This is a genomic window from Actinocatenispora rupis (assembly GCF_016861975.1).
Lineage (GTDB): Bacteria > Actinomycetota > Actinomycetes > Mycobacteriales > Micromonosporaceae > Actinocatenispora > Actinocatenispora rupis.
Map to the genome: position 1 here is coordinate 170,268 of NZ_BOMB01000032.1, position 9,644 is coordinate 179,911.

General features: G+C 72.9%; 11 protein-coding genes. 3 read left to right on the forward strand and 8 right to left on the reverse strand.

What is annotated here, in order from left to right; translation table 11 throughout:
- Positions 1-353 precede the first annotated feature (353 nt).
- Entirely contained in the window at positions 354-2,954 is a 2,601-nt protein-coding gene (rph, locus tag Aru02nite_RS27805; RefSeq protein ID WP_203662585.1) for a rifamycin-inactivating phosphotransferase, read from the forward strand.
- A gap of 44 nt (positions 2,955-2,998) precedes the next feature.
- On the opposite strand, the gene Aru02nite_RS27810 is transcribed toward rph, so the two are convergent.
- The 3 genes from Aru02nite_RS27810 to Aru02nite_RS27820 form a co-directional block, all read right to left on the reverse strand.
- A complete protein-coding gene (locus tag Aru02nite_RS27810; RefSeq protein WP_203662586.1) occupies positions 2,999-3,538 on the reverse strand; it encodes a histidine phosphatase family protein in 540 nt (179 codons plus the stop codon).
- A gap of 64 nt (positions 3,539-3,602) precedes the next feature.
- Entirely contained in the window at positions 3,603-4,052 is a 450-nt protein-coding gene (locus Aru02nite_RS27815; RefSeq protein WP_203662587.1) for a DUF4265 domain-containing protein, read from the reverse strand.
- A gap of 48 nt (positions 4,053-4,100) precedes the next feature.
- Positions 4,101-4,304 carry a DUF7489 domain-containing protein gene (locus Aru02nite_RS27820; protein WP_203662588.1) on the reverse strand — a complete coding sequence of 68 codons (204 nt, stop codon included), beginning with the start codon at positions 4,302-4,304 and terminating at the stop codon, positions 4,101-4,103.
- A gap of 90 nt (positions 4,305-4,394) precedes the next feature.
- Here Aru02nite_RS27820 and Aru02nite_RS27825 point away from each other — a divergent pair, with 90 nt between their 5' ends.
- Complete coding sequence (locus tag Aru02nite_RS27825) at positions 4,395-5,021, forward strand: TetR/AcrR family transcriptional regulator C-terminal domain-containing protein (RefSeq protein ID WP_203662589.1); 627 nt, start codon at positions 4,395-4,397, stop codon at positions 5,019-5,021.
- Between the two features lie 48 nt (positions 5,022-5,069).
- Here Aru02nite_RS27825 and Aru02nite_RS27830 read toward each other — a convergent pair whose 3' ends face one another.
- From Aru02nite_RS27830 to sigJ, 4 genes are all read right to left on the reverse strand, one after another.
- Positions 5,070-5,744, reverse strand: coding sequence for a DUF4097 family beta strand repeat-containing protein (locus Aru02nite_RS27830; protein WP_203662591.1), 675 nt, complete (start codon positions 5,742-5,744; stop codon positions 5,070-5,072).
- A 400-nt stretch (positions 5,745-6,144) separates the two neighbouring features.
- Entirely contained in the window at positions 6,145-6,510 is a 366-nt protein-coding gene (locus Aru02nite_RS27835; RefSeq protein WP_203662593.1) for a YciI family protein, read from the reverse strand.
- A gap of 131 nt (positions 6,511-6,641) precedes the next feature.
- Complete coding sequence (locus Aru02nite_RS27840; RefSeq protein WP_203662595.1) at positions 6,642-6,920, reverse strand: hypothetical protein; 279 nt, start codon at positions 6,918-6,920, stop codon at positions 6,642-6,644.
- Between the two features lie 301 nt (positions 6,921-7,221).
- On the reverse strand, positions 7,222-8,151 hold the full coding sequence (sigJ, locus tag Aru02nite_RS27845) for an RNA polymerase sigma factor SigJ (RefSeq protein WP_239076994.1): 930 nt from the start codon (positions 8,149-8,151) through the stop codon (positions 7,222-7,224).
- A 151-nt stretch (positions 8,152-8,302) separates the two neighbouring features.
- Between sigJ and Aru02nite_RS27850 the strand changes: the two genes are divergently transcribed.
- Positions 8,303-8,932 (forward strand): LUD domain-containing protein, encoded by a 630-nt coding sequence (locus tag Aru02nite_RS27850; protein ID WP_203662597.1) that lies wholly within the window; start codon positions 8,303-8,305, stop codon positions 8,930-8,932.
- An 8-nt stretch (positions 8,933-8,940) separates the two neighbouring features.
- Here Aru02nite_RS27850 and Aru02nite_RS27855 read toward each other — a convergent pair whose 3' ends face one another.
- The gene (locus Aru02nite_RS27855) at positions 8,941-9,492 is read right to left on the reverse strand and encodes a GNAT family N-acetyltransferase (RefSeq protein WP_203662599.1); all 552 of its coding nucleotides are present in this window, start codon (positions 9,490-9,492) and stop codon (positions 8,941-8,943) included.
- Positions 9,493-9,644: the final 152 nt, after the last annotated feature.

The window sequence follows — 9,644 nt, forward strand, 5'->3', positions numbered from 1 at the left end:
TGTGAGGGGCATCAAGCCGACGCGGGCGATGCCGGGGAATGGGAGTGCGTACCCCCTCCCATTCTTAAGCTATAGCAGAGTGGGGGGCTTGCGGCAAGACCGGGGTCATGCCGCAGAATCGTCGGCCGCGGGCAAGAACCCGCGGGAACGGGGAACCTGTGGCTGACGTACGAACGGCTGCCGACACGACCAGGGTCGGGCCAGATCCCTTGCAGGACAACGGAAGTACGGGTAACAGCACGGCGGAGCGCGCCGTACGACCGGGTGGTCCCGTTGCGGGGCAACCGAATCCGGCCGGTACGGCATCGGCCGCACAGCGGGGCGGGGCGAGCGAACACCGGGAAGGGTGTGCAGTGGGCGAGCAGTACGTGGTGGGTCTGCGGGAGATCGACCGGACGTGGATCGCGGACGCGGGGGGCAAGGGCGCGCAGCTGGGTGAGCTGACCCGGATCGACGGCGTACTGGTGCCGGACGGCTTCTGCGTGACGACGGCCGCTTTCCGCCGGGTCGTGGCGGAGGTACCGGGGATCGACGAGCGACTCGACGAGCTGGCCTGCGTGGCACCGGACGACCGGGCGGCGGTCCGTACGCTCAGCGCGGAGATCCGCCGCACCATCGAGGATGTCGCGATCCCGGACGACCTGGCTGCCGCGATCACGGACGCGCTGGCCGGACTCGGCAGCGACACCGCCTGTGCCGTACGGTCCAGCGCCACGGCGGAGGACCTGCCGACCGCGTCGTTCGCCGGTCAGCAGGACACGTACCTGAACGTCGTGGGTGTGGGCGAGGTGCTGCGGCACGTCGGCCGGTGCTGGGCGTCGCTGTTCACCGAGCGAGCCGTGGCGTACCGGCAGCGTGCCGGGATCGACCATCGGGCGGTGCACATGGCCGTGGTCGTGCAGCGGATGGTGGTCCCGGAAGCCGCCGGGATCCTGTTCACCGCCGACCCGGTCACCTCGAACCGTAAGGTCGCCTCGGTGGAGGCGAGCTACGGTCTCGGCGAGGCCCTGGTGTCCGGCCGCGTGGACCCGGACGTGTGGACCGTACGCGACGACGCGATCGTCACCAGAACCGTTGGTACCAAACGGTTCGCCATCGAGGCCGTGCCGTCCGGCGGGACCGGGGACGTGCCGGTCGACCCCGGACGGCGGTCCCGGCCGTCGCTCACCGACGCGCAGGTGCGCCAGCTGGTACGGCTCGGGCGGCGGATCGCCGCGCGCTTCGGCCGTCCGCAGGACATCGAGTGGTGCCTGACCGGCGACGGGTTCCGGATCGTGCAGAGCCGGCCGATCACGACGCTGTTCCCCGTACCCGGGACCGACGACGACACCACCCACGTGTACGTCTCCGTCGGCCACCAGCAGATGATGACCGACGCGATGACGCCGCTCGGGCTGTCGTTCTGGCAGATGACGACGCCCCGGCCGATGGCCGAGGCCGGCGGGCGGCTGTTCGTGGACGTGACGCCGATGCTGGCCGCGCCGGCGAGCCGTACCGGGCTGCTGGACGCTTTGGGCCGCTCGGATCCGTTGATCGGGGACGCGCTGCGCACGCTGCTCGACCGCGGTGACGTCGTCGCGCCGGTACCGGACGACGGTCCCGCGTGGACGCCGCCGGGCGGTGGCGCCGCCAAACCGGTCGAGACCGACCCGGCCATCGTCACCGACCTCATCGACACCAGCCGCGCGTCGCTCGACGCGGCACGCCGCGAGCTTCGGACGAAGTCCGGGCCCGACCTGTTCGACGCCATCCGCGCGGACATCCAGAAACTGCGCCGGATCCAGTCCCGGCCGCGCAGCATGCAGGTCATCATGGCGGGGATGCAGGCCGCGTGGTGGCTCAACGACCACCTCCGGGAATGGCTGGGCGAGCCGAACGTGGCCGACACGCTCACCCAGTCCGTCCCGAACAACGTGACCGCGGAGATGGGCCTGGCGCTCGTGGACGTCGCCGACGCGATCCGCCCGTACCCGGAGGTGGTGGGGTTCCTGCGCGACGCCGGGGACGACCTCGTACTCGCGCGACTTGCCGACGTCGAGGGTGGAACCGTTGCGCGCCAAGCGATCGAGGGCTGGCTGGACCGGTACGGGATGCGCTGCGTCGGCGAGATCGACATCACCCGGCCGCGCTGGGCCGAACGTCCGGGCATGCTCGTACCGCTGATCCTGGGCAACATCGCGAACTTCGAGCCGGGCGCCGGCGCGCGCCGCTTCGACGAGGGACGGCGTGCGGCGGAGGCCAAGGAACGCGACGTGCTGACGCGGCTGCGCACCCTGCCCGGCGGGGAGGCGAAGGCCGCCGAGACCAGGCGGATGATCGACCGGGTCCGCACGTTCAGCGGCTACCGCGAGCACCCCAAGTACCACATGATCAGCCGGTACTTCCTGTACAAGCAGGCGTTGTCGGGCGAGGCCGCGCGGCTGGTGGACCGCGGCGTGCTCGACTCCCCCGACGACGCCCACTTCCTGCGGTTCGACGAACTGCACGACGTCGTACGCACCGGCCGGGTGGACCGCGCGCTGATCGACCGGCGCCGGGCGGAGTTCGCGTCGTACCAGGCGCTCACGCCACCCCGGGTACTCACCTCGGACGGCGAGGTCGTCGCCGGTTCGTACCGGCGGGACGACGTGCCGGACGGTGCGCTCGCCGGGCTGCCGGTGTCCGCCGGGACCGTCGAGGGCCGCGCCCGCGTCGTACTCGACATGGCGCAGGCCGACCTCGAACCCGGCGACATCCTCGTCACCACGCACACCGACCCCAGCTGGACGCCGCTGTTCGTCGCCGTCGCCGGCCTGGTCACCGAGGTCGGCGGGCTGATGACACACGGCGCGGTGATCGCCCGGGAGTACGGGCTGCCGGCCGTGGTGGGTGTCGTCGACGCCACCCGGCTGATCGTTGACGGGCAACGGATCCGCGTGCACGGCACCGACGGGTACGTGGAACTGCTGTCGTGACGCCGAACTCGGCCGGGTGCCGCCCCAGCGCGGCGCCCGGCGAGTCAACCCAGCCGGTACTCCCAGCCCTCGGCACGCCACTCGAACGCCTCCGCGACCAGGTCCCGTACGCCGCGCCCGGTGGTCACGTGCTCCAGCGCCCGGTACGTGGCCAGGTGCCCGATCAGCAGGACGCGCCGCCCGGCCCACCTGGTCGGCAGGTCGGCGAGGAACCGCGCCACCCGCGCGACCGCCTCGGCGTGACTCTCCCCGCCCGGATACCGACGATCGCAGAAGTCCAGGCGATCCTCCTTGACCTCGGCCGCCGGTGACCCGTTGCGCGTACCGAAGTCGCATTCGCGCAGGCGCCAGTCGTACAGGACGGGGATGTCGGTGTCGGCGAACGCGATCCGCGCCGTCTCCGCCGCGCGACGCAGGTCGGAGCTGAACACCGCGCTGATGCCGTCGTCGCGTCGCCGCCGGCCGAGGTCGGCGGCGTTGACCCGGCCACGCTCGGACAGCCGTCCGGGCAGCCAGCCGGTGGCGACGCCCCGCTCGTTGTCCTCGCTCAGCGCGTGCGTCTCGAACACGACCTCGATCGCCATCCACCGAGGCTGCGGGAACCGGCCGGCTTCGGCCGCGTTCCGTGCTGCTGAGCCGGATCCGGAGTCAGGACGGGTCCTCGACGTTGCCGTACCACCAGGTCGTGTCGTCGACGCCGGCCGCCCACGAGTCCATCACCCGGGCGACGGCGGCGAGGCCGGCGGCGCGCTCGACGGTGACCACGATGAACCGCAGGTCCGCGGGCGCCTCGGCGACACCGCCCAGGGCGGCGACCGCCTCCTGGAGCGCGCCGAACGACTCCGGCGTGAAGCGCTCGTCGCGGAACGCCTGCACGCAGAGGTTCGCGCCCGGTTCGACGACCTCGAACCCGCCGTCGTCGTCGACCCGCAGTACGTCGCCGGCGGCGCACCCCAGCACCAGACCCGGGCTGCCGGCCAGGACGACCACGCCGGGTCCGCGCGGCGTGGCCGGCAGCACCTCGTACACGGGGCGGCCGTCGGCCTTGTGCCCGGCGAGCAGCCGGACGTGGTCGACGGGCTGCGAGTCGGGCGTCATGCGCGCGATCGTCGCACGCTCCCGAAACGCCCTGCCACCCCGCGGATATCAGCCGCGGCGGGGGTCCGCGCCGGCCTCCTTGACGACCCGGTCGCCGACCTCCAGCTGTTTCCACAGGTCGCGCGCGACCTTGACGTTCCGGACGTCGCCGCCGTCGAGTCGTACGTCGAGCTTGCGGTAGAGGTTCGCGCCGTCGTACATGGCGCGGGACTTCTTCACGACGACCCCGCTCCAGGCGTCCTCGCCGGCCATCGGCCACTCCTTCGTCACGACTACCGGGCGAGGCGAAGCTTATCACCGATAACCTTCGCCGACCCGGGTACTCCCGGGTACGGTGCGGTGGTGCCCCAGCAGCGACGGACGGACCGCGGCGCGATCGTGGCCGCCTCGATCGCCGTACTCGACGAGCGGGGCCTGGACAAGCTGTCGCTGCACGCCGTCGCCGCGCGGCTCGGCGTGGCGCAACCGGCGCTGTACCACCATTTCCGGGACAAGAGCGAGATCCTGGCCGCCGTCGCCGCCGAGGTGCTCGACCGGCACCACACCGAACGGCTGCCGCACCCCGGCGACGACTGGCGCGACCTGCTCGTCCGGTACGCGCAGAGCCTGCGCCGCGCGATGCTCGCCGTACGCGACGGTGCCCGGCTGCTGGCCCTCGCCGGCCCCCGGGCACCCCAGCTGGCGAACGCGGTCGCGCAGGTGTCGTTCCTGGAGGCGCACGGGTTCACCGGCGCCGACGCGATCCTGGCGTACGTCGCGGTCTCCCGGTACACGATCGGCGCGACGCTCGAACAGCAGACCGCCCGCGACGGTGGCGCGATCCGGTTCCCCGACGGCGACGCGCCGTCCGCCGAATCCGCCCACCTCCTCGACCTCGCGGCACAGGTCGCCAAGCTCGGCCCCGACCACGAGTTCGCCGTCGGCCTCACCGCGCTGGTGCACGGCCTCGCCCCGCTCCGCCACCCCTGACCGCGTACGCGAAGGGCGCCGAACCCCGGGGATCGGCGCCCTTCGTACTCAGAGGCTGTGGGCGGTGATGTCGCCGTGGGCCGTGGTGGCGTGCACGTTCAGCGCGGCGTTCGCGCCGTCGGTGTTGGTCAGCGAGTTCCTGATCCGGCCGTGCGCGCTGCCCGCGTCCAGCGAGGCGGACACGCCGGCGGCCGCGCCGACCGACACGCTGCCCGCGTCGGTACGCAGGACCACGCTGCCCCGGACCGCCTCCTCGATGGTGATGTCGCCGCTGCTGGTACGCACCTCGGCCGGGCCGGTCAGCCGGCCGATCGTGATGTCGCTGGCGGAGCTGGTGATCCGGGCCGCCGCGACCTCGCCGAGCGCGATCGGGCCGTGCGCGCTGGTGTAGACGACCTCGCCCAGCGGCCCGACGGTACGGAACTCCGCGCTCGCGGTGGTCGCCTCCACCGTCGAGCCGGCCGGCAGCTGCACGGTCACCTCGACCGCACCGGACGGGCCCAGGATCTGGCTGGCCTTCTTCGCCACCGACCGGATCCGCACCGCCCCCTCCGCGTACTCCACGGTCGTGTTGTCGGCCAGCTTCACGTCACGGTTCTTCGACGCGTCCGCCGGGCGTACCTCGACGGTGGTGTCGGCGCGCTCCGTTGCGGTGAACAGGATCCGGCCCGCCGGAACGTCCAGGTTGACGGTGATCGCGGCCGGCGTGGTGAAACGCTGCATCGTGCTCAACTCCTGCGTTCGTGTTCGTCCTTGACGCCCACGACGATCGCCGCCCGTACTGACACGGCACGGCCAGCGCGCTGACGCGACCCCTGACACGGCGCGGTGCCGGTCAGGTGGTGGTGACGGCCGGACCTGGGCGCCGCGGACTGCATCGCCGCGAACCGGCGGTTCGGGCTGCGGGTGCCCGAGCCGCACGACCGGGCGCCGCGCGCCGCCCCACTCGGCGATCCACGAACGACCCCGCTGGCTCGCCGGCACCCCGCCGGAACCGTTGACGCCAGCCGGATTCCGCACCGACCGCCCGGACAGCGTCAATCCGATGCTGGCCGCGTGGTGGCTCGGCGTACGGCACCGTCACCGGTACGCCGCAGGCCGACGGAGTCCGGGCGCCGGGGTGTCACGGCGTGTCCGGCAGCCGCCGGCGTCCCATGAAGGGACGCACCTCCTGCGGCCACCCGCAGGTCTCCGCGATCCGCCCGGCCCACAGCCGCGCCGCCGCCTCGTCCGGTACGTCCACGACGGCGAACCCGCCCAGGTGCTCCTTGGACTCCACGTACGGGCCGTCGGTGAACAGCGGGGTGCCGCTCGACGCGTCGACGCTGAACACGGGCGCGTCGCTCGCCAGTCCGCCGGTGAAGACGAACACCCCGGCGTCCTTCATCTCCGCGATCAGCGCCCTGGTCGCCCTGGCCTTCTCGCGCAGTTCCTCGTCCGTGTGGTCGGGCACCCACTCGTCGTTGAACGCGATCAGGTACTCGGTCATGACTCCTCCTCTGCCGGGCCGGCCGCTGCGGCCACCCTCCACCATCCCCACGTACGGCGGGGGCCGGATCCGACAGCCCGGCACGGTTTTCTGCCGTACCGGGGGGCGCCGGGTCGTGCCGGAACGGCACATCAGCCGCAATCCGGCGGTATCAGCGGGGCCACGTCGATCCCGTCCATGGCGGCGGGTACGGCCTCGCCGCGGGCGAGCGCGTGCGGCCCGAGCTGGGGCCGGCCGCCGATCAGGTCGGCGAGCCGTTCGTGCCGGTGTACGGCGTGCCGCGTCGTGTCGGCGAGCGAGGTGAGCACCGCGCGCCGGCCGTCCCCGGCCGGTCGCATCTCGCCGTGCACCGCGTCGACCATCAGGTCGAGCAACTCGTCCTTGCTGGCGATGTACCCGTACAGGCGCATGGGCCCCGACCTTGTCGCGATGGTCGGCCGCGGCAACTACTGGGTACTCGGCGACGGCCTGTCGCTGGCCGCGCAGCGCAACGGCGACGGCCGCGCGCGACGCGCTGCGCGAGGCGATGCGGGCGCGGGACCGGTGCGCCCGCGACCACGAGACCGCGCGGCGCGTCCTCACCCGCGCCCTCGGCCTCGCGCTCGCCGCGCACCCGACCGACCGTCCCGCCGCGATCGCCGAGTACGAGAGGGAGATGTTCGAACGGACGGGTGCGGCGGCAACCGGACCGCACCTGACCCGTACCGGCGGTCAGGGGGTGGCCCACTGGCGGAGCTTCTCGGGGTTGCGTACCACCCAGATGTGGGTGATGCGGTCGGCCACGATCTCGAACCCGAACACCGTCACCGTGACGCCGTTCTGCTGCGCGACCAGACCCGGCTGGCCGTTGACCGTACGTTCCAGGAAGGTGGTGTCGGCGCGGCGCCGGCGGGCGAGTTCGACCCAGGCGTACGCGATCTGCTCGCCGCCCTCGATCGGCTCCAGGAACGTCGTGGCGAGGCCACCACCGTCGGCGGTCGCGGTCGCGGCCGGGTCGAGCAGGCCGATGAGCGCGTCGATGTCCTTCGCCTCCCACGCCTCCTTGAACTCGCGGACGATGCCGGCCCGTTCCGCCGCCGTACGCGAGGGGCCCGGCGCGGCGCGCAGCCGGTGCCGGGCCGAGGACGCGAGCTTGCGGCACGCGGCCGGGGTACGGCCGACGATCTCGGCCACTTCGACGAACGAGTGGCAGAACACGTCGTGCAGGATGAACGCGACGCGTTCGGCCGGGGTCATCGAGTCGAGGACGACCAGGAACGCCAGGTTGACCGATTCGTCCAGGGTGATGCGGTCTGCGGGGTCGGCGCCCGGGCCGTCCGACCGGCCGCCGACCCATTCCGACCGTTCGGGCAGCGGCTCGGGGATCCACTCCCCCACGTACGTCTCGCGCCGGACCCGCGCCGACCGCAGCAGGTTGAGGCAGATCCGGCTGGCGACCGTCGTCAGCCACGCACCGGGCGACTCGATGGCGTCCTGCTGCCGCCGCGACATCGCGTACCACCGGGCGTACGTCTCCTGGACGGCGTCCTCGGCCTCGGCGAGCGACCCCAGCAGCCGGTACGCGAGGTTGATCAGCTGCCGCCGCTCGCGCATGACCGCGTCCAGGCCCGGATCGGGCCGCCGCGCGGGTGGAGTGCTCATCGCCTACCGCCTCCGGTCTCGTCCGCCCCCCTCGTACGACACGCGAGCGGGCCGAAGTGTGAGGTCGGCGCCGCGCCTCACACTTCCGGCGCCTGCGGTGTCGTACCCGTGAGACGACCACATCATCCAGCGAAGGAAGCGCGGACACATCATGATCACCCCAACGCCGGCCCGCCCGTACACCGACGGCGCACCCACCGAGCGCCTCGAACGCGCGGCCAGCGCCCTGACCGCCAACGGCTTCACCGTCGAGATCCTCGACGACGTCGCCGCCGCGCGCAGCCGCGTCGCGGCCCTGGTACCGGCGGGCGCGAGCGTGTTCACCGGCGCCAGCGAGACGCTGCGGCTGTCCGGCATCGACGACGACATCAACACCAGCGGCCGGTACGAGGCGGTCAAGCCCCGCGTACTGGCGATCGACCGGGCGACCGGCGCCGACGAGATCCGGCGGCTGCTCGCCAGCCCCGACGTCATCCTGGGCAGCGTGCACGCGGTCACCGAGACCGGCTCGCTGGTGATCGCGTCCGGCACCGGAAGCCAACTCCCCGGGTACGCCGGCGGCGCGGCCCGCGCGATCTGGATCGTCGGCGCACAGAAGGTGGTACCCGACCTGGCGACGGCGCTGCGCCGGGTCGAGGAGCACTGCCTGCCGCTGGAGAACGAGCGCGCCATGCGGGTTTACGGGCATCCCAGCGCGGTCAACCGGCTGCTCGTCATCAACGCCGAGCACGTACCGGGGCGCGGGACGGTCCTGCTGCTCCGCGACACGATCGGCTTCTGACCGGCCGGCTACCGCCCGGGGTTCGTCCACTCGGACGCGAGGACACCCCAGATCTGCTTGTCGTACCGGGCGCCGTCGTACGGCCAGAACTCGCGGCGTACGCCCTCCAGGGTCATGCCGAGCCGGCGGGCCACGGCGGCGCTGCGGTCGTTGTCGGCGCGGCAGTGCCACTCGGCGCGGTGCAGGCCGCGGGTGCCGAGCGCCCAGTCGAGCAGTACGGCGCACGCCCGGGTGACGAGCCCGTGTCCCTCGGCGCCCGGTTCGAGCCAGCAGCCGACCTCGCAGTACCCCATACGCGCGTCGAACTCGGTGAACATGACGCCGCCGACGAGCGTGCCGCCGAGCCAGATGCCGTACAGGCGGGCACCGTCCGCGGCCTGGCGCTCGGCGTACCGGCGGAGGGTGGCCCGGGCGCCGTCGAGGTCGTCGGTGACGAAGCCCGGGCCGACCCACGGGCGGATGTGCTCGCGGGCCCGGTCCAGGTGCGCGGCGAACTCCTCGGCGTGCCAGACCTCCAGCGGCCGGAGGCTGGCGTCGTTCCCCAGCGGGAGCGCGAACATGGAAACCCCTATTCACACAACACTTGTTACGGATATGGTTCGCCCATGATCGCACGCGCCCAGGACGACCGCCAGCACGACCACCCCGAAACGGACCGGCACGCCACCGCCGAGCACGCCTCCCACCCGCCGACGCCCGACCCCGCCGATCC